This window comes from Paenibacillus sp. FW101-FHT12H11 (assembly GCF_058790355.1).
Genome location: NZ_JBYTCO010000001.1, coordinates 841,279 through 866,736 on the forward strand (window position 1 = coordinate 841,279; position 25,458 = coordinate 866,736).

The following is a 25,458-nucleotide window of genomic DNA, read 5'->3' on the forward strand; positions in this document are numbered from 1 at the left end:
GTGTGAGCAATGATCAAGGATCGATTTCAGATAGGCAAAAAATTAGCGCTCATTGGAGCCGCGTTTGTCCTGCTCTTTCCGATCGGAAGCGGGTTGGCGTTGGCCGCAGAAGATGAGCTGACACCACTTACAGTTTCCAATGCATTCATGGAAGTCAGCGTGAATAAAGAGACGGGAAGGTTCAGCGTCAATACCAAACAAGGCTCTCCGTTAAAGAGCGGCGACGATAACAAGGCGCTGCTCTTTAAAGAACAGCTCCCGGAGACTTCTTTCACGACGTTCCGCATTAACGGGAAGGATTATATTTTCGGCAACGGATATGGCTTCCTCGGATCGAACGGAAGCTTTACCTCTTCCCCGGCAAATCAGGGATTGACGAATAAGTCGGTATGGAACATCGAAGGTATGAATATTACGCAGACGCTAACACTCGTCGACGATCCTACGAATCCTAACGCAGGCAATATGAAAGTTTCGTATCAAGTGAAAAATAAAACCAATCAGAATCAGAGTGTGGGCTCCCGGATTTTGCTGGATACGATGCTCGGACCGCAAGACGCTTCTCCCATTTCGGTCGCTGGCGGGAATACGTACATTTCCAATGAAAAGGTTATTACAGGGCAGCTCCCTTATTATTGGAGTGCGACGGACAATCCAATCAATCCCAAGGTGATGTCATACGGCTTTATGCAAGGCTGGGGAAACAAAGCGCCAAATCAGATGATTATTGCCCATTGGAATGGCATTTCCCAAACCAAATGGGATTACACCGTAAATCCGTTGCTCGATTTTACGAACAAGCAGAACGCTTACGGTTCTGCCGATAGTGCAGTCGCCCTTTATTGGGACCCGGCTAACATTGCCCCGGGTGGTGAGGCTGTATTCGAGACGTACTACGGTCTAGGCAGCTTTTTCACATCAAAAAAAGAAGCTACGTACCGGTTGCAAGTGGGTGCGCCCAAGCAGCTGATGCTTAACGATGATCGTAACGGCTACAAGGAAAATGAGTTTGAGATACGCGTTGATATTGATAATGCGATTGACCGTTCGGTGAATATGGAGGGCGTTCAGGTCACACTAGGCTTGCCTGATGAGCTCGAGCTCGCACCCGGACAGGGAATAACGAAAGTAGTAGGCCGTATGAAGGTCGGCGAGACACAATCCGTTTCCTGGCGCGTAAAACCTAAAGTGCAGCTTGCTTATAAAGCAGCGCAATTTCAAGTTATCGCCCAAGCAGCAGGCGGAGAGGAGAGCATTCAGGCTTCTTATGTTGTTCTTCCTGCCTTAACGGGGGAAATTCCCAGCATGCAGTTGATGGAGGTTTTCCCGAGAAAACTGTACACGCTCGATGAGAAACCTGCGCTAACGCTGCAAGGAGCAGGGTTTGAGATTTTGAAAGGGTCATCAGGTTGGAACCTGGACGTTATTCGAGATCGCGATGGAGCAAGTGTAGCGATTCCTGCTTCGGACGTATCCATTCAAGATGATAAACAAATTACGGCCAAATTGAATTTAACCAGCGACCTGTGGAAGCAGCATAAGCTTGAAGTAGGCTCCTACACGGTGAGGTTGACAGCAGGCAGCAAAGTATTCGAGAAAAAAATCGAGTTTACGCTGGATAAAAGCTTTAAATCGAAAGATTACGGTATTCTGCTGGTCGTTGGCGATAACATGACGCAAGAGACGGGGCAAACCTACCGTTTGCTGCCTGTAAAGAGTGAAACCGAGCTTGCGAATTATAAAATGGAGTTCGAACGATCCGGCGGCCGCCAAGTTTCGCTGCTGGAAATCCGTGGTTCCATCTTGGCGAAAAACGGCGATGGCGGGAAAGTTGTCTATGAAATTGATAAAGGTTCGACGATCAACTCTGTCATTCACCACGATACAACAGAGATGCTAACCGCTATCTTCGGAGAGGCTTCGCAAAAGATTACCATTCAGAAGAGCGCCAAAGATAGCACGCACGATCATGATTATATCAATTTGAAAGGAAATGGGGCACTTTCGATCCCGAACTTCAAATTTGCCTATGGGCCTTTCAGCGTTGAGTTGGAGGACGGTAAAAAATACGCGCTGGAAGCCAAGGAAGATGAGCAGGAACAGAAGATTGAAATCAAGTGGGACGTATTAAAAGGTTTATCGATTATTCAACGACTCGCGTGGTTTCAACTTAATATTAAGAACGCTGTGATTGGAACAGAAAGCGTATCCTTCGGTGGCCGGCTTGCCCTGGACTTCGAGCCAGGCCCTAAGAAAGACACGGGGAAAGAGGGGGACTCAGCCAATTCGTCGAATCCACCGACGAATCCGCCGACAGATGTAACGGAGAATGTAGACGGCGAAGACGATGGAGCAGGCTCCGTGTTGGTCTCCGTCGATTTGGATGAGGCTAAATTCGGCGTTCGGCAATTGGACAATGCTTTTGGGCCTGCAGGTAAATTCGGTTTTCTAGGTTTGCGAGCCGAAGGGGAAGCCGGGCTCCCGAAAAATCTGGTCCCAGGACTTGATCTGGGGGTAGACGGTGTTGTTCGGGTAGATACGTTCGAGAAGAAATATGAAATTGAAGCCAATGTTCAATTTAAAGTGGTCGAATTGAACGGAATGCTGACCCTACGATTAACCGATACGAATTTTCCGATTATCGATAATTTCCGCTTCGTTGTCGGCGGGGAACCGGGTATTCCGCTGATACCAATCGCTCCGGTTGCGTATATCACAAAGGGTGGAGGCGGAATTTATAACATCTACGATACGTTAATGGGCAATTATCAGTTTCTGCCACCGCTTAAATTAGAAATGATTGGCGGCTTGAGCATCGCCAAAGTGTTTAAAGCGGATGATGCCACGGTAGGGCTATCGATGCGGGGGGTTGAATTCTCCGGCGCATTCGAGGTGCTCGGGATACAGCTCCTGGAAGAAGTATACGGAAGCGTATTGCTCAAGGACTCCTTCTCGCAGTTTGGCGTTGAACTCAAGGCTGGAGCCAAAATTAATATTAAAAATTTGCTCACCGGCGAAGTCTACGTTGTCTTCCGGTACGATCCGGAGCAGCATGGCAAGCTCGGACCGGTTTATTTGGCTGGCGGCGGCAATTTGCAAGTGAAGCTTCCGAGAGGTTTGGTGCTTGCAGCGGCCGAGGGCGAAATTAGCTCGGAGAAAGTGGCAGGAAACGTAGAATTTATTGGCATTCCTTGGGGCTTTGAGTATGAATGGGGCGACAAAAAGCCGTCCATCACGTTGGGCAAGCGTAACTTAATGAGCAGCAGAAGCTTAATGGCTGGAGAGGCAGCACCAAGCAATGAAGGAGCGGCTCCCGAGCAGTCAGCTAAGAGCCTCATTGAACAGACGTATTATGATGAGTCAGGGAGCGTTTCCGGCACGATGAGCTTCGGAACGAACATGAAGACCGTTGCCAGCTCAGGGCCAAGAAGTAATGTGCAGCAGCCAACGAGAAGACTGTTGAAAGCTGCCAATCCGAATGTGTACGCCATTCCGGTTTCTTCGGAGCAAGAGATGGCCTTACTGGACATTACGTTCTCAGGGGATCCCGCTGAGCTCCAAGTCGTGGATCCAGCCGGCAATCCGTACCCGCTTGTCTCCGGCGAAAATTACGACATTCAGGAAGTTCCAGCTGAAGAATCTGCTTCCGGAGAGCGTGAGCAAAGCGTTTTGATCTCGATGAAACATCCCATGGCCGGCACCTGGCGTGTAACGACAGATCGTGAACTGGAGTGGACACTTGAAAATGTTACCGTACCTCCAACATTCACCAATGTCGATATTCAACAACCGGATGCCACGAATCCGCAACAGATATCGGTAAATTGGCAAAGTGATCATACGACGAACGAAAAGGTTTCCTTATTCCTTAGCACCAACAATGAGAACGACCCAGGCAGTCTGCTTGTTCAAGACCTTGACGTTTCCGCAGGTTCTGCGCAAATCGTTTTGCCGAACCCGACGCCCAGCGGTACGTATTATGTGAAGGCAGTTTTATCACAGGGCGATACGAATGTAACCAGCAAATACAGCAGCCAACCGTTGCACCTGGTGAATCCGCATCAACCGGCTTCTCCAGGTCAGGTTCACTTGCGCCCGGCAGGCAATGGACTGATCGAGCTTTCCTGGAATGAGCAAGCGGTAGATGGATACACCGTACAAGTGTTGGACGAGAATGGGAAGGCCATACCTAGCTTGGGTGTTATTGAACTGGCAGGCGATGTTCACAAGGCGAATATCGGAGGGACTTTGCGGAATGAAGCCGGTGAAAAAGTCGGTATGCTGCCTGGCTCTTCTTACAAAGTGTCCATCGGCGCTTACAAATTAGTTGACGGCGTCAAAGTCTACTGCGAGCCTGCGGTTACGGATGCGGTCCTTTTACCGGAACCACAGCCTGCCCATATACAATTGTCGGTGCTTCATGCCAATCATGAGCCCATTACCAATATGTATACGCAGGATGGAACGACAACCTATATCACGAATGAAAACAGTACGCTCTTGCAAATGCATGCGGATCAAGCTGTATCGTCCGACGTTATTGTAAATAACTTAAAGCAAGAACCGCAATCAGGGACCGATTGGGAACGATCCATTTCGTTAAATGAAGGGGAGAACGTCATCCAATTATTCTCGACGAATGCGCGAGGCGATACCACAGCTTCCAGCGTTCGTGTGATTTCGGATACGACTGCGCCTGATTTAAAAGTGGAAAGTGCTCGCACCGCATCTGACCAGCAAACGGTCATCGTGAAAGGGATGGCGGAGCCAGGGAGTACGGTAACGATAAATGAGGAGCCGATTGACGTTCAGACGAGTGGCGCCTTTGAGAAATCGATACCTATGGAGGGCTACTTGTCCAAACCTATCGTTGTAACTGCGAAAGATATCGCAGGGAATGAAAACCTGCTGAATGCCGAAGTTGTCAATAGTCAACTGAGCTCACTAATCAAAGTGGAGCTGCGTGCGAAAGAAGGACTGATGAATGACGATGTGTTGCAGGTAGAAGCAGGCAGTGATCAGTCGTTGGAACTCATAGGGACAGACAAAGACGGACAATCGTTCAGCATTGATCCTAACAGTGTGAAGTGGAGCGTCCTCTTGGGGGATACGAATGGGGACATTTCAGAGCAGGGACGCCTACAGGCTGAATATGAAGGTGATATGGTCATCAAAGCTTCCTATTCGGTGGCTGGAGATTTTGCTTTTGAGGATACGATGGCTGTAAAAGTAATCAAACCGCGTGGAGCGCCGGAGACTCCTCCTGTTCAATACGATGATTGGTATGTGCCGCCAACGTCCGGCGCGTCCGAACATGGCGATGGCAGTGGCGGTGAATCCACAGATTCACCCGTAAAAGATACGCTGCAAAAAATTCTGCAAAGGTTGATTGAGCAGGAGCAAGGCGTTGATTACATTACGTCTGCTATTCTTACCAACAATCAGGAAAGTGTCGTTAAAATTCGCAATCGTGCAATCATTCGCATACCGGCTCAGCCGCTTCAGGAAAGCGTTGGACTGGGCATTGGAGCCGTGCGGGATCCGAAGAAATATGAGGCAGGTCGTCTGAAAGTGATTGGCGACATTTATGAGTTTAAGTTCGATAAACCTACGGTGCTTCAAAAACCGGCAGAACTGACAGTTCGCTATAGTCTGGAAGAACTTCAGGATCCAAGTCGAGCAGCGATATACTGGTATGATGAACAGATGCATAAGTGGGAATATGTCGGTGGTCGCGTAGACCCGGCAGCAGGCACGATAACCGCTTCGTTGCCGCATTTTAGCAAATATGCCTTATTGTATAACGGTGATTTGCCGGTGTTCGAGGATATGCCACCTAGTCATTGGTCCCATGATATGGTGTACAGATTAGCTTCAATGGGAGTAGTAAATGGGGTTCCTTCTGGGAATGGTTTAGTCTTTGAACCAGAGCGTTCCATTAAGCGGCAAGAGTTTGCCAAAATCGCCGTGGGTGCCGAGGGCACAGCGTCCGTCACCACCATACACGAGATCTCACCTGAGTTCGTGGATCAAGAGCTTGTCGCTTCGTGGGCAAAGCCTTACGTAACAGCGGCAATAGAACAAGGATGGCTCGGAGGTACGAAGAGAGACGAAAAACGATATTTGGACCCTACGGTACCGATATCCAGAGCGGAGGCCATTGCGATTATCGGCCGCATGATGAAAGTGGATACAGCTGCAGCGGGTGGTGCAGAGGAGTCCTTCACCGATGCTGAAGCTATCCCCGGCTGGGCAATGCCGTATGTGCCGATGCTTGTGAAGCTTGGCGTCATCAGCGGATACCCGGACGGCTCGCTTCATCCGGAGGCACAGATTACTAGAGAAGAGGCCGCCGCCATGATTAGCAAAATGCTGGACGCCAAGAGAAGAAAATGAATCATTGCAAAAGACAACCCTTGTGGTTGTCTTTTTTGTTATTCAAGCATGTAAGACCATGTACTGTTGTCTTATGGTAAATTTGCGGATATTACACAATTGCAGGAAGCGCACATTCGAATCTTGTCTTCTTAACATATGATGACAAGATAGGGACATCATGAAAAGGATGTGTGCTGTATGAGAAGAACTTATCATCACCCCACAAGAAAGCACGGCCGCGTCAATGCCGGACAGAAAGGACGAACGCCTTCTTCGCCAACGATCGCCGCGCAAGCAGCAGCCAGTCTAGGAACACCGGTATGCGTAGTACTCAAAGATGGTTCTGTCTATTATGGCGTTCTGAAAGAAGTGCAGGTTAGTCAAGTTGTTCTCCAAGGATTTAAAGGCGACAAGAAGATTCCACGAAATAAAGTGAGATCTAAAGCGCATATATCCAGTTTCGGCGGTTTAGGTAACATACTTGGGCTGCTTGGTGGCGGAGGACTTGGCGGTTTATTTGGAGGGGGCTCCGCAGGTGGCGGATTACTGGGAGGTCTTGGTCAAGGTGCTGCCAAAAGCGCAGGCGGATCTGGCGGTTTGTTTAGCAACATAGGCAGCTTTATGAAACTTGGCATGGGTGCCATTCAATTTATCATGCCGTTGATGAAAGGTTTTTCGATTTAAAATAGACAACCAAAAGTCCGGGGATTTATATCCTTGGGCTTTTTGGCCTTTCATCCTATTTTCAGCAATAATCGTTTACATATTGAGTTTCCGCGTCCCAAGCCATTTGACCTTAGCATGAAAAGTTTTATTTGGCCAAAATAACATTTCCCAACGATACATATTTTTGTCTTCCTGTTTAATAATAAAGAACAAGAATTTAAGTTTGTAGCGAACAGGGAGAAAGATATGCCTAATGAAATAGAGGAATTAAACGTTAAAGAGAGCCGAATGGAGTTCGATTACTGGCTGCAACAAGACGTTTTTTCATTCCAGTGGTGGGTTATCGTCATTGTTAATCTGGTAGTTTTTGTGCTGCTGCTGATTGCTATGGATCGTAAAAGGACACTCAGCATCGTATTAGCCTTCATGACGGCATTTATTATTGTCGGGGCTGTCGACCAAATCGGTAAGTTTTTCGACTTGTGGCGCTACCCGCATCAGCTAATCCCATTTACTGAGAACTTAAATGCCGTCGACTTCTTTGTGGTTCCCTGTATTTTTGCCTATTTGTATCAGAGGTTTTCCAGCTGGAAGTCATTTCTGATTGCTGGTGTAGTGGCTTCGCTAGTCATTTCGTTTATCGGTGAGCCCATTTTCGTGTCCCTCGGTATGTATCAGCTTATGAGATGGTCCTATTGGCAGTCGTTCATCGTCTTAGTTCCCATTGCAATTCTGGTAAAAGGATTCGTTGACCTGACTCAGAGCAACGTGCTCCATTTTAACGTCGATCGGGAATTGGTCATCAATTTTAATACTAGGAACAAAAAGAAAATAAGATGAATAGAGAGCTCCACAAGACTGCTCTTTAATTGGAGATGACATCATGATAAAGCAAGCAGACTCCATAAGCTCATCAGAGCTCGGGACACTTTGGCTTACCTATCAGCAAAAGACACTCATTCTTCGGGTGTTGGATTACTTCATAGCGAAAACAGAAGATCATGAAGCAAGAAATATTATGGGTGGCTTATGGCAGGATCTCGATCATTATGTGAATAAAATTACCAAATTGTTTGAAAATCAAGGCATTGTCGTACCTGTTGGTTTTACCAAAGGGGATGTCAATTTAGAGGCGCCGAAACTGTATGACAATGGATTTGATATCATGTTCCTTCGCATTTTGAAAGAAATAAGCATGGGCATGTATACCCTCAATTTAAATATGTCCTACCAAGGCGAGGTGATGGATATTTATGAGGGGTTAACCGTCATTACTCAGAATATCTATAAACGATCGACCGAATATTTGCTGAAAAAAGGGATTCTCACTACGCCACCCAAAGTGACGATGCCTATTGCCAATGAGTTTATTGAGAGCAAAGACTATTTAAGCGGATTCAATCTCTTTGGGGATAAAAGGGCTTTAAATACAATCGAAGTCGGCATTCTGCATCATGGGATTGAGACAAACAATGTGGGGTTGCAGCTCATTTCAGGCTTTGCCCAATGTGCGAATACCCCGGAAGTAAAGGAATATTTTGTGAAGGGCATGGAACTTGCAAAGAAACAAATTACAATCTTTGAAGATATCCTCCTCCAAAGCAATATCCAGTTCTCGGCTACTTCCGGGAGTACCGTAACAACTTCTACGATGGCCCCATTTTCGGAGAAACTGATGATGTTTTGCATTCACCTTCTCAATACGTTCGGCATGGTCAGCAGCAGTTTTGGCACTATTTTCACGTTGCGAAATGATTTGAATTTAAAGGCAGGACTACTCGCCAAGGATATCTATGTCTATACCCACGATGGCATTAAGCTGATGATTAAACATGGTTGGTTGGAGGAACCGCCGCAAATGGAGGACCGCAAACAACTAATCAAGCAGTAAAAACAAATAAAGAAGAGACCCCTATGACAAAAGATGAACTTGAGAAAATTTTATGGAGCATCGCACTGCCAGGATTCCCTCAACTTTTGGATGGCAAGATTGCAAAAGGCGTTCTTTTCATTGGATTAGAAATATTAATCAATGTCCAATCCAATTTTAATACAGCTATCATGTTAAGTTTTCAAGGGAAAATGGAGGAAGCAGCGCAGCTATCCAATTATCAATGGCTAATGTTTTATCCTTGTCTCTATTTCTTTGCTATGTGGGACGCTTATCGAGATGCGATTGGTGAAAAAAGGCCATTCATGTATATACCGTTCGCTTTCTCTGCCTACTTGGTTACGGTCGGTGTGATGTATTCCACAACATTCCGTATAAAAAATGTGCTGCTAGGCCCGATATGGCTTCCTATGATTTGCGCGCCAATTGGTTTAGGGGTCGGGTTCATGTTGATGAAAGTAACGAAGCGATTTATACGGTCCGAAGATCAGAAATAAGGAATAGTCCATTGAAAAAGACCGGCTCACGGGTATGAGGCGGTCTTTTGCTTCCTGGATTCATTTAATTGGAAAAAGGCAGCGTTATTTCGATGAGAGTGCCTTTATTGACGTCACTTTCAACTTTGATTTTACCGGCGTGATTTTCTATGATTTTTTTGCTTACCATAAAGCCCAGGCCGGTTCCATTTTCTTTGGTTGTATAAAAAGGTTGACCTAGCTTGGAGAGAGCTTCTTTGGGAATTCCGCAGCCTTGGTCAGCTAGACGAATCATCATCTCTTGATCATTTTCGCTACTGACTTCAAGCGTTATTTTACCCCCATCGCGCATGGATTCAATGGAATTTTTGATAAAATTGATAAATACTTGCTTCAACTGATTTTCATCGCAGTAAAGATGTGTAGCTCCTGGCTTGAACTCAGCCAGAAATTCAACATTGTTCAGGATCGCTTGTGAATCCAAAAGCGTCATAACCTGGCTCAGCAGCACCCGAATATCTTTTCTCTCAAATTTAATCGATTGCGGCTTCGCCAGTATTAACAGTTCGCTTAGAATCAATTCGATCCGTTCGATTTCGGACGTCATGATATCGAAATAGAGGGGTTTTTCTCCAAACCCTGACTTCATCAATTGAATGAACCCTTTAATGGACGTAATAGGATTCCTGATCTCATGAGCGATACCAGCGGCTAACTGCCCGGCTACGGATAATTTCTCGGAATTTTGAAGATGTTCTTGGGCAATTTTCCACTCTGTAATATCCCTGAAGATAACGGACCAACCAATCTGTTTTCCTTTCCCGTCAAGAATAGGCGAAGCGGTTAATAGCACGTTAACCAGATTCCCATTTTTATGTAACCGTTTCGTTTCGACACCATTGACGGACCGCCCGGTCTGTACTTGCTCACGGCTATGCTTGAACTCCTCTGAACATTCAGGAGGAATGAAGGGGAGGAGATGTAATTTAACGCCAATGACTTCTTCCTTCGACCACCCGAAAATATGGACAAATGCCTCATTTACTCGTTGAACAAAACCTTCGTTATTAAAAATTAGAATGGCATCCGCATTATTTTCAATAAATGATTCCAATTGCTCGGTTTTCGCTTTCAGATCCTCTTCGGCTAACTTTCTTTCTGTAATGTCCTTAATTTGCGTTATAAAATATAAGGGCTGTCCACTTTCGTCCTTCATGCAATTGATAGCCAATAGTACCCATACGGTGTAACCATTTTTGTGGATAAATCGTTTCTCCATTTGGAAATTATCCATGTTGCCATCTAAAATTTGATCCCTTATATCCCACGTTTTGTCTATATCATCCATTTGAAGGATGTCTTGAATCGTCATGTCAAGGAAGTCTGATTCCGTATAACCCGTAATTCGGCATAACGATGCATTCACTTTCAGCCATTTTCCTTGCATGGAGAGTAAAGCTATGCCAATCGGGGAGTATTTGAATACTTGAGAGAACAGTTCGGGCTGTGAAACATCCAAATTCTTTGCCATATATCCTCCTAAAACGTCGTAAGATCCATATTAAAAGAATTGGACAAAGAGCAGCGTTTTCCTTTTTCATTGCGCACAAAAAGCCCCTTACCCTGACAGATGGGAGAGGCTCCTCGTTGTAGTTTCAGCTATTAACTTCGAATACCCTTGTAAATAAATTCAATAACTTCTTTCTCAATTGGATAGTCGCCGGCCTCTTTTTCTCCAATGATCACTTCTAGCATTCCGGTATGGGAGACCGAGATCATACTCATACTCCCAAAGATAAAACGCAAAGCATTCGAAAGGGATTCAAATTGAAAAACACCTTGTTCCCGTCCGTTTTCCAGAATGCTCTTTAATTTATTTGTAGAGTTTTGAATAAACGTAATGATTTTGTCCGCTCTTGTGCTATTCATGGCTAGTTCTTGTCTAACAATTAATGAAATTTCCCGATCTTGTTGATAAAAAGCAATCATAACCTCTAGATATTTCTGCAAATCTTGCTTGGGGTCCCCGGTTTCGGCAGAAAAGGGCAGTTTCTCAAGCGGTTCAAGAATAGCCAGAAATACGTTTTCCTTGCCTCCGAAATGATACGAAACCAGCGGCAATGATACACCGGCCTCGTCACAAATCTTTCTGACGCTTGTCCCTTCGTAACCTTGTTCGGAGAACAGCTTTTTGGCAGATATGATAATTTTTTGTTTAACATCGATTTCTTGTTTGTTCATGTAGGATTCAACTGCACCTCCGTATAACAGTTGTTAGCAACACCTGTTCTAACGAATTTTATAGGAGAATATCACAATAGTCAAACGCCTGTGGCTCCTTAAAAAGGAGTGCGGGTTATTTTATTTTTGGGGAATCGATTGTCGGAAAAATTTTCATTGACGGCTCTAATCCCGAGGTCATATAATAACGACCATAGAGTTTAACGTTTGTTAAAAACGAATGTTAAAAACAAGTGTTAAACGGAAAATAAGAAAGAGGAGAAAACATGAAACGAAAAATTATGCTGTATGTCATTTTAACCGTTATCGTTCTTGGCGGAGGCAGTATTGCCGGGTATTTCTGGTATGAAGGACAGAACTTCATCTCGACCGAGGATTCCCGACTGGCCGGCGATGTCTATAAAGTGATGCCACGTATTACGGGGAAAGTGACGTCCCTGCAGGTCGATGAAGGTGCGCATGTGCTTGCCGATCAGATCGTCGGACAACAGGATAGCAACAATTTGGCCACGAGCAGCTTGGATCAAGCGGCATTAAGATCTCCGATCGCAGGCACGGTGATCAAGACCTTGATTAAGACTGGCGAAGTGGCGTCAGTCGGCCAGGCTGTAGCGATGATTGTAGACCCTACCAAGCTATTTGTGTCAGCCAATATAGAGGAAACGGCCATCAATAAAATTCATGAAGGCCAGAAAGTTGAGATTAAATTGGATAATTTCCCAGGCAAGGTCTTAACAGGGAAGGTAAAAGAAATAAGCAAAGCTACCGCATCGACCTTCTCGCTGCTGCCTTCAACGAACACAAGCGGGAATTTCACTAAGGTCACACAGCGTATTCCTATCAAAATATCGATTGAAGACAATCAAGGGCTTGACCTATTGCCGGGAATCAGCACAACCATCAAAATTCACTTGAAGAGCAATTAAACAAAGAGGAGCCAGTTCAAATGAATCGATTAAATCAACTAATAGTTCCCGCTGTTTTCGTGCTTGCTACCCTTACTGTTCTACCTGCATGTGGGGCGATTGAAGCAGAAGAATCAGGAGCGTCAGGCGTTCCTGTTCAAGTCATCAAGCTGGGGCAAGGAGCAGCGGCTGGCCTGAATGGCAAAATCATTCCTGATCAGAGCATTAATATCGTTTCGAAGGCGTCCGGTAAAGTAGCCGAAGTTCGCGTGCAAGAGGGCAGCAAGGTGAAAAAGGGGGATGTGCTTGTTCAGTTGGAGACCAGCGAGTTGACCCAACAGGTTAAACAAGCTGAATACTCTTCCACCGCAGCTCAGGCTAAGCTGGCTGATACGCAAGCGGGTGCCCGTACGCAAGAGATTACAGGACTCCAGAGTTCTATTCTTGCAGCGGGTGGGGCTTACCAACAGACAACAGCGGCCGTAGAGCAAGCTAAAGCAGGGTTGGATCTTGCTACAAGCAGTTATAATCGTCTTCGCAATGCGTTCGAGAGCAGCTCGAGTGTATCGCAAGATGATTTGGATAAAGGAACGCTTGACTATGAAAAGGCAAAAGCCGGTTACGAGCAGGCTTTAGGCGCACAGAAATCTGCCGAAGCTCAATTGAGAGGGGCCGAAGCTAAGCTGGAGCTTGCCAAAGTGGGCCCGACAGAAAATACGATTAAAGCGCTCCAAGCGGATGTTGAGCGGTTGAATGCTACGCTTGAGCTTGCGAATAGCGGGCTAAGCAATGCGACAATTACGGCTCCAATCGACGGAGTCATTGTGAAAAAAGGCATTTCACCAGGTGAGTTGGCACAGGCCGGAGTGCAGATCCTCTCACTTGTCAATATGGATCAAGTCCAAGTAGAGCTTAGCGTGATGGATAGCCAGATTACACAGGTGAAAGAAGGCATGGCCGTTGAAGTGAAGGTGCAGAATATACCGGATAAAAGTTTTCAAGGCGTGATTTCATTCGTCAGCCCGGTAGCCAACACTAACAGCAACACATTTCCAGTTAAAGTAAAAGTCGATAACAAAGACGGTTTGTTATTTGCCGGCATGGTGGCGGAAGTCCAGCTGAATGCTGCACAGCAGAGTCGTCTGGAAGTGCCGAAGAGCGCAGTGGTCAAAAAGGACCAAAAAGAATATCTGTTCACCGCAGAGGGCAGCACAGCACATCTCGTTGAAGTGAAAACAGAAGAGAAAAACCAGGATTGGCTCTACGTGATGCCTAACGATAAGATCAAAGCCAATCAACAAATCATCGTGAAGCCTGCCGATAACTTGGCTGAAGGCACGAAGGTCAAAGCCGAATAGGAGGCGCTGCAATGGCTGATGAATCGGTGGTTACCCAACATAAATCGGAAGGCAATGGCCAGATGTGGCTGTCGCTGGTTGCTATCGTCACAGGTACGTTTGTCGCTGTATTGAACAGCAGCTTAATGAACGTAGCCATGAATAAATTCGTTGCCGTATTCGGCTCGGATCTCACGACCATGCAGTGGATTATTACCGGATATACGCTGGCTTCCGCCATGGTTATTCCGATGAGTGGATATTTGGGCGGAAGATTCGGCAATAAGAATTTGTTTATCTACTCTGTAGCCGGGTTTACGATATTTTCTGTATTATGCGGTTTGGCGTGGAGCGCCAACACCATGATTATATTTCGAATTATTCAAGGGTTCGCCGGCGGCTTCATCATGCCGGTCGGGATGTCGATTATTTTCACCACGTTCCCGAAGGAAAAGACAGGTACGGCCATGGGACTATGGGGGATTGCAGCCATGGTGGCTCCCGCGCTCGGGCCGACTTTCGGCGGGTATTTGATCCAGAATTTCAGCTGGAGGCTCCTGTTCTTCATCAATGTGCCGATCGGAATTCTGGCTGTCGTGCTGGGCAAGATACTTATGAAGGAATCGCCTCGCACAACAGGATTAAAATTTGATACGCCAGGGGCCATCTTGTCCATGACGTTCTTCGGGAGCTTGCTGCTAGCTTTGAGCAAAGGGCAGTCTGAAGGTTGGACTTCGTTGTTCATTGTCAGCCTGCTATTTGTTGCTATCTGCAGTTTAATGCTCTTAATTTGGGTGGAGCTAGGAGCCAAGCAGCCTGTTCTGGACTTGAATTTATTCAAAAATGTTAAGTTTACGATTAGCGTTATCTCAGGCAGTTTGGTCATGATGGCCATGATGGGCGGAACATTTTTAGCCCCTGTGTATTTGCAAAGTATTCAAGGGCTTAATGCCATGCAGACGGGAATCCTCTTGATGCCGCAATCGATTGCCATGGCGGTGATGATGGCGATTAGCGGGAAGCTGGTTGAGAAATTCGGGGTTGTTCCCATCTGTATTGCCGGTCTGGCTGTACTCGGGATCACGACGGCGGAATTGCATCTGTTGACGGCTGATACGCCGAATCATTGGCTGAATGCCTTATTAACGATCCGTGGGATTGGCATTGGTGTTTGCCTGATGCCGCTAACCTCTGCGGGAATGAACGCAGTGGCTCCGGAACAAATTAGTAACGCTTCGCCGCTTTCCAACGTTCTAAGGCAGGTAGCGGGTTCGCTAGGCATTGCGATATTTACCGCTATCATGGGCAACCGTCAAATCGTGCATTATCAGCACATTTCGGAGAGTGTAGCTGTGGATTCCGTTATGGCAAATAACACGGTATCCGCACTCACCGGGGAGATTTATGCTTGGGCGGTAGACAGGGCTACGGCTGCCGGTGCAGCGAGTTCTTACCTCGCCGGTTTTATGCAAAAAGAAGCCTATGTCAGGTCTATCGCAGATACTTTTTATATCTCAGCTATTCCGGCTTTTATCTGTATTCCTTTCGTTCTATTTTTTATTAAGAGAAAAACACCAGTTGAAATAAAAGAGTAACAGCTTGAAAGAATTCATCGGGAGGCACTAGTCAATGAAAAAGAGTTTAACAGTTATAATCAGCGCGTGCATGGCCTCTACCCTGTTATCTGTGGCTGCACAAGGTGCCGCTTCACCTATATCCTCTGTAGATTTCAATGATTTGGGCCAATTGGATGCGGGTACGAAAGCTAAATTTGATACCATGATTGCCGCAGGGATTTTTGATGGTGTGAGCGAGGGGGTATTTGGTCTCCATGACAAAATGAACCGTGCCCAGTTCGCGAAAGCTGCTGCCATGATTTTCAACTTGAAGGTGGACACCTTAAGCGGCACTTCCAGCTTTAGCGATGTGAGCGCTGCGGATCCCGCCAACGGTTATGCGCTTCCGTATATTGAGGCATTGAAAAAAGCCAATCTGACGGATGGATTTGGCGAAGGCACCTATAATCCCGCTGGTGAGGTAACCAAAGAGCAACTAGCCGCATTCTTGATCCGGGGTTTGAATAAAGAGGCTGAAGTGAAACGGGATGCAGCAACGAATGATAGCACGGTATCCAGCTGGGCTAAGGGGTATGTCGCTCTGGCTGTGCAAATGAATTTGATGGGGAATCAAACGGACGGTAAGTTCGGCGGAATGACGCCAGCCATGCGAGAACTGTTAGTTACCTCTTCTTATGAAGCTAAGCGCCTGTATGTCCCTGTGACACCGGCTGCACCGGCTGTAGCTGAGCTTCCCGTAGAAGAGATGAAAGCTTACAATTTGACGGAAAATACGCAGGCTCAAGTGAAAAGTGTCACCCAAGAAAAATCGGCAGACGGCTGGAGAGTCGGCGTTGTCATAACATTAACGAACACATCCGGATCAACAAACCGAATTCCAGATTATGAGCTTCGTATCCAAACTGGGGAAGGGACCGTTTATACGCTTCAAGCGAGCGCAAGCAATACTCGTTCCATACCTCCGCAGGGGAATGTGACTTTAAGTTATATGGCAGAAATCGGTGTGAACAAGGATGTCCAGTTGAGGAATCTTCTTTGGGTAGATGTCGATCAAAAAGTGTACCCTAAAGTAGAGAGAGTACTAGCCGCTGCTGATATCAGCTCTATCATATGGCGTGGACAAGATGCCAAAATAGACGATCCCTCCCGGTTAGGCGATTGGGGCGCAAGATTCTCCCTTCCTGGCATCCATTCCGATTTGAAATATTCTGCGGTGAAGCTGTCTAAGCAATTTACGGGCCAAACACCGAGCTATATCGTGGAAATTCAAGCGGAAAACGAAGGAAGCTATGCGGAAACCATACCGGATTTTACCTTGAGCGGGACATCGGGGGGGCAATCCTTCATCGGCAAAAGGGTGGAGGAGACGCCAATTCGTCTTGATGCAGGAGCCAAGAAGTCTCTTCATTTTGCGATTACGACCGATACAAATACGACACTGGAAGCCTTCTATGTGCTTTCACCTGAGAGTTTCTTGAAACAAGGTCAGACTGTTCCGGTTCAATATTTCACAGGGCGCCTAGGATTCAGACTCCCTGCGAACGAAGGTAACGTTTCAGGAACAGTTGCTGGTAGCTATGTTTTTGGCACGCCGATCGCATTCACGCCAAGGAATGATTTCATTAATCCGAATTTAAATATTTCACTGGAAGAGCTGCATGTCACAGATAACGAAGAAACAGGAAATAAAACGGGAGTGGCTAAATTTAAGCTTTTCAATAAAAGCGATAAACCTATTCCGGTGCCGGCTTTTGGAGCCGAATTAGCGGGGAAAGATGGCAACGCGTACGCAGGAAAACGCCAGACTGTAAGCATGGCAGAGATTGCGCCTGGAACAGGAATCGTCGTTAGCTACGGATTCACCCTTCCAACCACGGAGCAAAGTGAACAGTTTCAATTGAATGTACAAGAAGTGTTATCAAACTCTGCCTACAAATCTACAATTGCCAGCTATCCTGTAAATGTTCAGAGTGAGAACGATCATAACAACATCTCGTTGTTTCCATTCAAGCTAAACTTGAAAAGTTGGACGTTATCGCAGTTGACTGCGATGGGGACCACTGGATTTTCATACACGTATAAATTGAGTTTGGATATGGACATGCAGCGGGAATCCGAAGTGGTTCTGGATAATGCCTTTTCCAAGTTGAAATTTGAATTGGTGGATGCATCAGGGCGTTCGCTGGGCTCGAGTTCATTTCCTTTCACCGGGGCAAATCGTTTGGTCAACGGTTCTCAAATGCTGACCTTTAGCAACCTTACGCAAGATCAGATTCAGTCCCATGTATCTGTTAAAGTTTATGAAACCATCCCTACGCCGACTGGTGATGTGGATAGGCTTATTGCGGAATTGAAATAGCTTGAAGGAGACGTCTTCTAATGGGAGGCGTCTTTTGTTATATATGCGTAAGCAGATATCTCGCGTTAAGGCTTTGGGGCAAGCTTGGCTTCCCCTTATTGGTGTTCGTTGGTGGAGTAGCTGGAATTTCTACCGTTACAAATGGCGCGGAGTATGACCTCATTTCCCTAGGTACTCTTTAATTAGGGGGCCAAACAGATAGGAAGGAATTAGCGGTGCTTTTTCCAGGTAAAAGTGAGGTCTGACCGCGAATGCGGTCTTTTGTTATTTGGAGGGAACTACAGTCTGCTATTTTGTCGAAAAGGCACACTTTCCACGTGAAAGTGGAACTACAGGCCGTTATTTTTGTGGATTTCACCTATATAACAGCTACTGCGGACAAATAAGACCCTGTAGTTCCCATTGGGAGGGGGAAAAGCATGTTTTCCGCCAAATAGCGGACGCCAGTTCCCTTGAAAGTGCTTGAGCTGAAACCAGTGGGGGAAAACCCAAATATTCCCTTCATAGAAACGACATATAAATCAGGTGAATTGCCTTTAAATGACATTGATAATCATTTTCACTGTAGTATAATAAAGACATTGTAATAATGATAATCATTATCATTTAAGGTATCATCGCGTACAACACCATCAGCATCACAGTATCACCAGCATCACCAGCATCACCAGCCACAGCACCACCCAGCAATAGCACCAGACCAACAACACTAATCTCAAAGAAAAGGTGGACGAAAACATGTCATCACTAGTCATTATGGATCGCGGGGAAGCGTTAACTCTGAACTTCGCTGAGCTTCGCAACTATCACGGGAATCTAGCCTTGATGGCGATTGGGGTAGGCTTCCGCGCGGTAAAGGCAGCATTGCAAGAATTATACGGAGAAGAGTCTGCGGAGCGAAGCTCGCTCACCGTCCGCTCCGGTCATGCTGGACCGGGCTTCCGCGATGCGTTCGAATATACGACACGTGCCGTGACTCGGGGAGCTTACATCGTTGATGTGAATTATCCTGTAGCCCAATATGATCCGCACCGGGCACAGTCGTATGCCTTTGTCATTTCCGATTTACAAGGAGCTTCCGTCGAAGTGGCGCTAAAAGAGAACTTCCTGCCAGGAGTTTTCTATGACTATTTGAAAAAAGGAAGAGAAGGCACCATGACGCCTGAGGATAAAGCGGCCAATGAAAAGCTGAAAGCGGACTTATGCGAGAAAGCCCTTGCGCTGCCGCAAGATGAGCTGTTCGAGGTTAAGCGATTGTCATGACAAATCCTGCGCCAATGACAATGGACTTTTTAATGCTGGATTCGGGGGCCATCTTCAGTGAGCAGACGGTTCGCGGAGGTGAAAGCAATCCTCGAGCCAAGGTGCTGGACCAATACGACCTGCCTTCATACGATTTGCTTGGAGCGGGGCACAAGTTCCTCATCATCGACGAGTTTATCGATCAGGAGCTCATGGCCCAGCAACGAGAACGGATTCGCGCTTTTTTAGACCAGGGCAATATTTTGTCCTTTGGCGGGCATTTGTTCCGTTCCTGGATTCCGGGGGCTTCGGCTTTTATTCCGAAAACAATACATAGCCACCATGACTATCAGGTTACAGTAGGGGATCATCCGATTTTTGAGGGTGTGCGTTCCGAAGACATCACGTATAACAAAGGGGTTGCAGGCTTTTTCAGCCGTGGCCACCATCCGGTGCCGGAAGGCGCGGAAATTCTGCTAAGGCTGGCCGGAGAAGAGCCGATTACGTATATCGACCGCCAAAGCAGCGAAGGCACCATCGTCGTCCATGCCGGCCGCAATCTGCTTAATTATCGCCAGTCAGATACAAGTACAGGCCGTATAGGGGAGCAGTTCCATCGCTTCCTGTATGAAGAGCATGAAAGGCTCCAGCAAAGGCAAAGGAGGGCCTACGTATGAGAAAGATCGCAGTACTCTACACAGGCAGCTCGCATCAGCATCGTTCTTTTACAGAACCGAAATATCGCCGGTATATTGCCGATCTCTTGTATTTGCCGAAGCTGGCTGAAATTGATCTTCATGCGTACGACGTGCTGATCATTCCTTCGCAGATTCATCAAGGTTTGGTGACGCGTCATCTGCCGCAAATTCATGAATTTCTGAACAGCGGCAACGTGGTAGTGGCTTTGGGCGCGCAGCCTAACGACTGGTTCAGCGGCCACAACTGGGAGCATCGGCCGACGAATTTCTGGTGGTGGCTGGAGCCCGGCGCCAAAAGCGGTTTGGTGATAAGAAGTCCAAGTCACGATCTGTTCAGCCATATTCAGCTGGAGGATGCCACTTGGCATTATCACGGCGTCTTTTTCCCGGAGCAAAAAGTTGAATCCCTGATCGATATCGAGCAGGACGGCTCCATCTTTTATGTGGATAAGCAAAGCACGCCGGGAACTCTCGTGGTGACGACGCTAGATCCGGAGTATCATTACGGTTCGTATTTTATGCCGGCTACGGAACGGTTTTTAGACGGTTTCTTGCCATGGTTGGCAACCGGCCGCATTTAATAATAGATGAGGAGAAAAGAAGGATGTTACATACAAAAATTAAACTTACGGCGTTAACGATGGCAAGTTTACTTGCACTCCTGTCTGGATGTTCGACAGGCAAACAGGAAAGCGCTGCACCGAGCAGTTCCCCAGCCCAAGCAACTCCAGCGGCCAGTGCTGCGGCTCCTGCAGCAAAAACGGTGGATCTGCTCAAAATCGCAGGCAGCAACAACGGTTACCCGTCTCCGTTTGCTTTTAGCTCGTCGGGTCCTTTCGGCTATTTACGCAACTCATTTATTTTCGATACGCTGACTTGGAAAGATGACAAAGGCGTCATCCCGTGGCTGGGCAAATCGTGGGAGGTGTCCAGTGATGGCCTGACCTACACGTTTAAGCTGGAGGAGAATGTGAAGTGGCATGACGATCAGCCGTTTACAGCGGACGATGTCGTATTCAGCTTCAACTACTACAAAACGTATCCGTTTAACTGGAACGGCGACATTGGCCAAATCAAAAGCGTAGAAAAAGTAAACGATTTGACGGTGAAATTTACGCTGAATAATAAATACGCCCCATTTCTTAGTGACTTAGTCGGTATTGTGCCGATCATTCCAAAGCATGTCTGGGAAAAGGTGACGAAACCGGCAGAGTATCGTGATCCGGCTGCACTGATTGGAACGGGTCCGTATAAGCTGACCAAGTACGACTCCGCTTCCGGCCAGTATTTGTATACGGCGAACGATAAGTTTTTCAAAGGCCAGGTGCTTGTGAAGGAAATCGCTTATGTCACCGCATCGAATAAACTGTTGGCGCTGCAAAACGGTGAAATTGATGAGACCTATAGTGTTAGCTATGCCGATGTTCAGACTGCGGAGAAAGCGGGACTCAAGACGATCAAGAGCGAGCCGACCGGCAGCGTCGTGCGGATTTCGTTCAATTTAGAGCACCCTCAGCTAGGTGACAAACGCTTGCGTCAAGCACTGGCTTATGCGCTTAATCGTGAAGAAATTTCGGCCAAAGTCACAGGCGGGAAGCCGATGGTAGGCAGCGCCGGTGTCGTGCCGACCGACTCCCCTTGGTATAACCCGAAAGTGAAGCAATACGGCTATGACACGGCCCAAGCGGAGAAAATTCTGGACGAGCTTGGCTACAAGAAAAATGCGAGCGGGGTTCGCGAGGATCTGAAGTTGAAGTTGATGACTTCCTCGGCGATGCCGGATGCGACAATGATGAAAGAAATGCTGAAGAAAGTAGGCATCGAATTAACGTTGGTGCAGCTGGATAACGCCGCATTCACTACTGCGATGGGTGAGAACAAGTATGATATTGCGATAACCGGCCATGTTGGCGCAAGCGGAGATCCGGATTATCTGCGCTTATGGTTCTCCGGCAAAGCGGCTAATGCGTATTCCTCGCGCGGGAAAAGCTTGAAGCTGGATGAGTTCCACAAGCTTGCCGATCAACAAATGCAAGAAATGAATGAAACGAAACGGCATGAAATCGTGAACCAAATGCAGGATATTTTAGCGGAAGAGCTGCCTACGCTGGTCCTGTACCACCGCCCGTTCTATGAGATTCATAAAGCCGATAAGTTTGACGGTTGGAAAAACACGTTCGGCGGAATCGCAGACGGCATGCCGCTGTGGGAAAACAAGGCGTTCTTGATCGATGCCAAAAAATAGCAAATACCGCTCCTACCTCTTGGTGCTGGTATTTGTGATTGTACTCAATTTCTGGCTCCCCCGGTTGCTGCCTGGGGGGCCCATTGAGTCTATTGCGGGCGGCGGCGAAGACGGCGCTGTTTTTTTGACGGAAGCGCAAAAGACAGCGATGCAGCAGTATTATCATTTGGACGCTTCCCTGGGCGCACAGTTTGTTGCCTATATGAAAGGTCTTTTTACATTTGATTTCGGTTCTTCCATTCTATATAAAGCCTCTGTGTACGACATTATTCTGGAACGGTTGCCTTGGACGTTGTTCATTCTAGGGATCGCCAGCTTGTGTTCGATCGTCATCGGGCTGCTCGCCGGGCTCTATTCGGCCTGGCGTTATCCTGGCAAAACCGACCGCAGCTTATTCTTGTCGATGCTGGGTCTAAGCACAATTCCCGAGTTTCTCATCGGGATGGTGCTGCTGATGGCGATGGCCGTCAAAGTCAAATGGTTCCCGCTGAGCGGAGCCAAAACCGCCTTTATGCGCTCGGATCTATGGCTCGACCATGCGCTGGACATTGCTCGCCATGCCGTGCTGCCCGCGTTTACCTTGACGCTTGGAAGCGTAGCGAGCATCTACTTGCTCATGCGCAATGAGGCGGTCCGTGTGCGGCATGAACCTTACATTGAATTCGCATCGGCTAAAGGGATAAGGACCTCCGGCATCCTGTTCCGGCATATCGCCCGCAATGCCGCTTTACCGCTTGTCACCCTGATCATTATCCGTATGGGTGCGCTGATGGCAGGCTCCATTTTGGTGGAAACCGTGTTTGCTTACCCGGGTGTTGGGAAACTGCTGCAGGAAGCCATTTTGGGGCGTGATTATCCGCTGCTGCACGGTTTATTTTTGATGATGACGCTTATTGTGTTAGTACTGAACTGGATTGCTGATCTGATTTACCCCTATCTGGATCCGCGAATTGCCGGGAATCGAGGTGTGCAGAGATGAAGTCATGGTTGGCAAAACTTACGGTGTCTCAGCGCGTGGGCATGTTATTGTTCGGTCTGATTGTCGTGTTTGCCCTTGCAGGGCCTCTGATCCACACGGCTTCTCCTTTTGCCATTGACGCAGAGCGGCTGCTGCCGCCGTCCGAACAATATTGGCTCGGGACGAATGCCATCGGACAGGATCTTTTCAGCCAGCTCATGCACGGGTCAAGAACAACGCTCTATATTGGCCTCATGGTGGCCTTGATCAGCACCTTCTTGAGTGCAAGTCTGGGCTTGTTATCCGGCTATTCCAATAGACTGGGACTGGCGATCAACGGTTTGGCGAATATGATGCTAGTACTGCCGTCGCTGCTGCTTATTCTCATAGTCGCTTCTTTTACAGGAGGAGGGACTTGGCAGCTGATTTTAACCCTAAGTTTGCTTACTTGGCCGGGGTATATGAAGCTGATTCGAGCTTCGGTGCTTTCGTTAAAAGAACGGGAGTTTGTCAAAGCGGCCCAACTTTACCAGGGGAAGACCTGGTATGTGCTGTACTATCATTTGCTGCCGTTTATTTGGCCATTGGTTCGTACGAAATTCATTATCGCTTTCCAAACAGCGGTTGCAATGGAAGCCAGCCTGTCATTTCTGGGTGTCGGGAATCCAAGCACAGTCTCCTTGGGTAAAATGCTTCAGGACGCTTTATCGCGCACGCAAACTTTTTTGAACGATGCCTGGCAGTGGAGCATTGTGCCGCCTGCTTTGATCATTCTTATTGTGACTGTTGCGCTTGCGCTGATTGGGGAAAAAGCCGTGACGGCGAATCGCAGCGGTGCAGAACTGCCAGGGAAAGACCACCGGACCAAGCGGAGGATGTCAATGCCGCAGCAGCCTGCGGGAGATCAGCCATCTGCGGTGGCCGTTCGTGATTTACAGGTAAATTATGGCGCGAGACCGATCGTTTATCCGATTTCTTTTGAGGTAAAAAGGGGTCAGATCACTTCCTTGGTAGGGGAGTCTGGCTCGGGTAAAACAACGATGGCGCGCACCCTCTATGGGTTGACGCCTGCTGAATCGGTGAGCGGAAGCATCGTGGTGAATGGGCATGCCGTGTATCCTTCGAATGGGCAGCCAAGTACCCTGCAGCGATGGGGAGATGCCGCTTATATTTTTCAGGATCCGCGAAGCAGCTTTAATCCGATTATGACGCTCGGTGCGCAGTTCTATGAAACGATGCGACTGCAACCGGGCATAAGTGAGAAGAGAGCAGCGGCTATTGCGGCTTTGGCGGAGGTGCAGCTCAGCGAGCATGTTTTGGCTTTATATCCGCATCAATTAAGCGGCGGTATGCTTAGCAGAGCTTTGATCGCGCTGGCGCTGGTGAATAAACCGAAGGTGCTCATTGCTGACGAGCCGACGGGTGCTTTAGACCCGATTGTGAAGAGGGAAGTGTTCGATCTGCTGGTGAGCAAAGTGAAAGAGCACCAGTTGACGCTGCTTCTCATCACGCATGATTTGCCTGCGGCGCTGCATATTTCGGATGAAATCATCGTGCTGCAAGACGGTGTTCAGCTTCAGGGCGAGCAAAAGCAGCGCTATTTACATAACGGGAAGCAGTTGTTTCAGCAAGCTGTTTCCGTTTAATAACTGGCAGGAGGCGAGCGTCTTGTTACACTTAGAAAAGGTGTCCAAACAGTATGGAGGCAGCCGAAAGGAGCAGGTTGTCAAGGCAGTAGATGACGTAACGTTCAGTCTGCAGGAGAACGAAATTTTCGCCTTGATCGGGGAAAGCGGCTCGGGCAAGTCGACTTTGGCCGAGCTGATCGTGGGCCTGCAGCAGCCGACTGGCGGCTCGATCAAGTGGGCGAATGAGCAGAAGAACTCGCCGGTTTCACGCATGCAGATCGTCTTTCAGAATCCGGACCGCTCCATGAATCCTTACTGGCGTGTCAAAGACATCGTCACCGAACCGCTGCGTTTGAGCGGATTGCCGCGTAAGCAAGCCTACGCCAGGGCGGAGTCGCTGCTCGGCAAGGTGAGGCTGCCCGCCGAGTTTTTGGAACGGTACCCGTTCGAGTGCTCCGGCGGGCAAAAACAGCGAATCGCCGTGGCGAGAGCGCTCTCTATGTCGCCGCAGCTGCTGGTGGCCGATGAAATTACGTCGGCGCTGGATCCTTCCACCGAGCATGAGCTTCAGCAGCTGTTGTTGTCGCTCAAGCAATCGGAAGGCATGACGATTCTGTATATTACGCATCGGCTGGAGACGATTGCCGGCTTCGCCGATCGAGTCGCCGTGATGAAGGACGGCGTCATTCAGGAGATGGGCGACACACGGTCGCTGCTCGATGAGCCAAAGACGTCGTATACGCGAGCGCTGCTGCGAGCTGGGGTTTTTGGCTAAGGGAGTCTGCGAGAATTAGAAAATGAAGCTGCCGGTATGGATCGGCAGCTTCATTACGTTAAGGGCACAAAATAATCTACTG

18 protein-coding genes are annotated in these 25,458 nt (G+C 47.7%); 16 read left to right on the forward strand and 2 right to left on the reverse strand.

Going from position 1 to position 25,458, the window contains the following annotated elements; all coding sequences use genetic code 11:
- Positions 1-9: 9 nt before the first annotated feature.
- The 5 genes from AC3WTJ_RS03520 (at position 10) to AC3WTJ_RS03540 (ending at position 9,432) form a co-directional block, all read left to right on the forward strand.
- A complete protein-coding gene (locus AC3WTJ_RS03520) occupies positions 10-6,396 on the forward strand; it encodes an S-layer homology domain-containing protein (protein WP_492520585.1) in 6,387 nt (2,128 codons plus the stop codon).
- 180 nt (positions 6,397-6,576) lie between these two features.
- Positions 6,577-7,062, forward strand: a complete 486-nt coding sequence (locus tag AC3WTJ_RS03525; RefSeq protein ID WP_492520586.1) for a hypothetical protein — start codon at positions 6,577-6,579, stop codon at positions 7,060-7,062.
- A gap of 228 nt (positions 7,063-7,290) precedes the next feature.
- Complete coding sequence (locus AC3WTJ_RS03530; RefSeq protein WP_492520587.1) at positions 7,291-7,884, forward strand: CBO0543 family protein; 594 nt, start codon at positions 7,291-7,293, stop codon at positions 7,882-7,884.
- Positions 7,885-7,927: 43 nt separating this feature from the next.
- Positions 7,928-8,935, forward strand: a complete 1,008-nt coding sequence (locus AC3WTJ_RS03535) for a DUF3231 family protein (RefSeq protein ID WP_492520588.1) — start codon at positions 7,928-7,930, stop codon at positions 8,933-8,935.
- A gap of 23 nt (positions 8,936-8,958) precedes the next feature.
- The gene (locus AC3WTJ_RS03540) at positions 8,959-9,432 is read left to right on the forward strand and encodes a hypothetical protein (RefSeq protein WP_407868664.1); all 474 of its coding nucleotides are present in this window, start codon (positions 8,959-8,961) and stop codon (positions 9,430-9,432) included.
- A 64-nt stretch (positions 9,433-9,496) separates the two neighbouring features.
- On the opposite strand, the gene AC3WTJ_RS03545 is transcribed toward AC3WTJ_RS03540, so the two are convergent.
- A complete protein-coding gene (locus AC3WTJ_RS03545) occupies positions 9,497-10,942 on the reverse strand; it encodes a PAS domain-containing sensor histidine kinase (protein WP_492520589.1) in 1,446 nt (481 codons plus the stop codon).
- 131 nt (positions 10,943-11,073) lie between these two features.
- Positions 11,074-11,652, reverse strand: coding sequence for a TetR/AcrR family transcriptional regulator (locus AC3WTJ_RS03550; RefSeq protein ID WP_492520590.1), 579 nt, complete (start codon positions 11,650-11,652; stop codon positions 11,074-11,076).
- A 266-nt stretch (positions 11,653-11,918) separates the two neighbouring features.
- Here AC3WTJ_RS03550 and AC3WTJ_RS03555 point away from each other — a divergent pair, with 266 nt between their 5' ends.
- From AC3WTJ_RS03555 to AC3WTJ_RS03605, 11 genes are all read left to right on the forward strand, one after another.
- Entirely contained in the window at positions 11,919-12,578 is a 660-nt protein-coding gene (locus AC3WTJ_RS03555) for an HlyD family secretion protein (RefSeq protein ID WP_492520591.1), read from the forward strand.
- Positions 12,579-12,598: 20 nt separating this feature from the next.
- Entirely contained in the window at positions 12,599-13,915 is a 1,317-nt protein-coding gene (locus AC3WTJ_RS03560) for an efflux RND transporter periplasmic adaptor subunit (RefSeq protein ID WP_492520592.1), read from the forward strand.
- Positions 13,916-13,926: 11 nt separating this feature from the next.
- Positions 13,927-15,489: a DHA2 family efflux MFS transporter permease subunit gene (locus tag AC3WTJ_RS03565; RefSeq protein WP_492520593.1), complete on the forward strand. Its 1,563-nt coding sequence runs from the start codon at positions 13,927-13,929 to the stop codon at positions 15,487-15,489.
- Between the two features lie 34 nt (positions 15,490-15,523).
- Positions 15,524-17,830: an S-layer homology domain-containing protein gene (locus tag AC3WTJ_RS03570; RefSeq protein WP_492520594.1), complete on the forward strand. Its 2,307-nt coding sequence runs from the start codon at positions 15,524-15,526 to the stop codon at positions 17,828-17,830.
- Between the two features lie 738 nt (positions 17,831-18,568).
- Entirely contained in the window at positions 18,569-19,093 is a 525-nt protein-coding gene (locus AC3WTJ_RS03575) for an FmdE family protein (RefSeq protein WP_492520595.1), read from the forward strand.
- A complete protein-coding gene (locus AC3WTJ_RS03580) occupies positions 19,090-19,749 on the forward strand; it encodes a phosphate starvation-inducible protein PhoH (protein ID WP_492520596.1) in 660 nt (219 codons plus the stop codon). Before AC3WTJ_RS03575 ends, AC3WTJ_RS03580 begins: the two co-directional genes overlap by 4 nt.
- Complete coding sequence (locus AC3WTJ_RS03585) at positions 19,746-20,351, forward strand: hypothetical protein (RefSeq protein ID WP_492520597.1); 606 nt, start codon at positions 19,746-19,748, stop codon at positions 20,349-20,351. Before AC3WTJ_RS03580 ends, AC3WTJ_RS03585 begins: the two co-directional genes overlap by 4 nt.
- A 23-nt stretch (positions 20,352-20,374) precedes the next feature.
- Complete coding sequence (locus tag AC3WTJ_RS03590; protein ID WP_492520598.1) at positions 20,375-22,015, forward strand: ABC transporter substrate-binding protein; 1,641 nt, start codon at positions 20,375-20,377, stop codon at positions 22,013-22,015.
- Positions 22,002-22,994 (forward strand): ABC transporter permease, encoded by a 993-nt coding sequence (locus tag AC3WTJ_RS03595; RefSeq protein ID WP_492520599.1) that lies wholly within the window; start codon positions 22,002-22,004, stop codon positions 22,992-22,994. Before AC3WTJ_RS03590 ends, AC3WTJ_RS03595 begins: the two co-directional genes overlap by 14 nt.
- Positions 22,991-24,619 carry an ATP-binding cassette domain-containing protein gene (locus AC3WTJ_RS03600; RefSeq protein ID WP_492520600.1) on the forward strand — a complete coding sequence of 543 codons (1,629 nt, stop codon included), beginning with the start codon at positions 22,991-22,993 and terminating at the stop codon, positions 24,617-24,619. The genes AC3WTJ_RS03595 and AC3WTJ_RS03600 overlap by 4 nt, the downstream gene beginning before the upstream one ends.
- Positions 24,540-25,376, forward strand: coding sequence for an ABC transporter ATP-binding protein (locus tag AC3WTJ_RS03605; protein ID WP_492520601.1), 837 nt, complete (start codon positions 24,540-24,542; stop codon positions 25,374-25,376). Before AC3WTJ_RS03600 ends, AC3WTJ_RS03605 begins: the two co-directional genes overlap by 80 nt.
- The last annotated feature ends 82 nt before the right edge of the window (positions 25,377-25,458 follow it).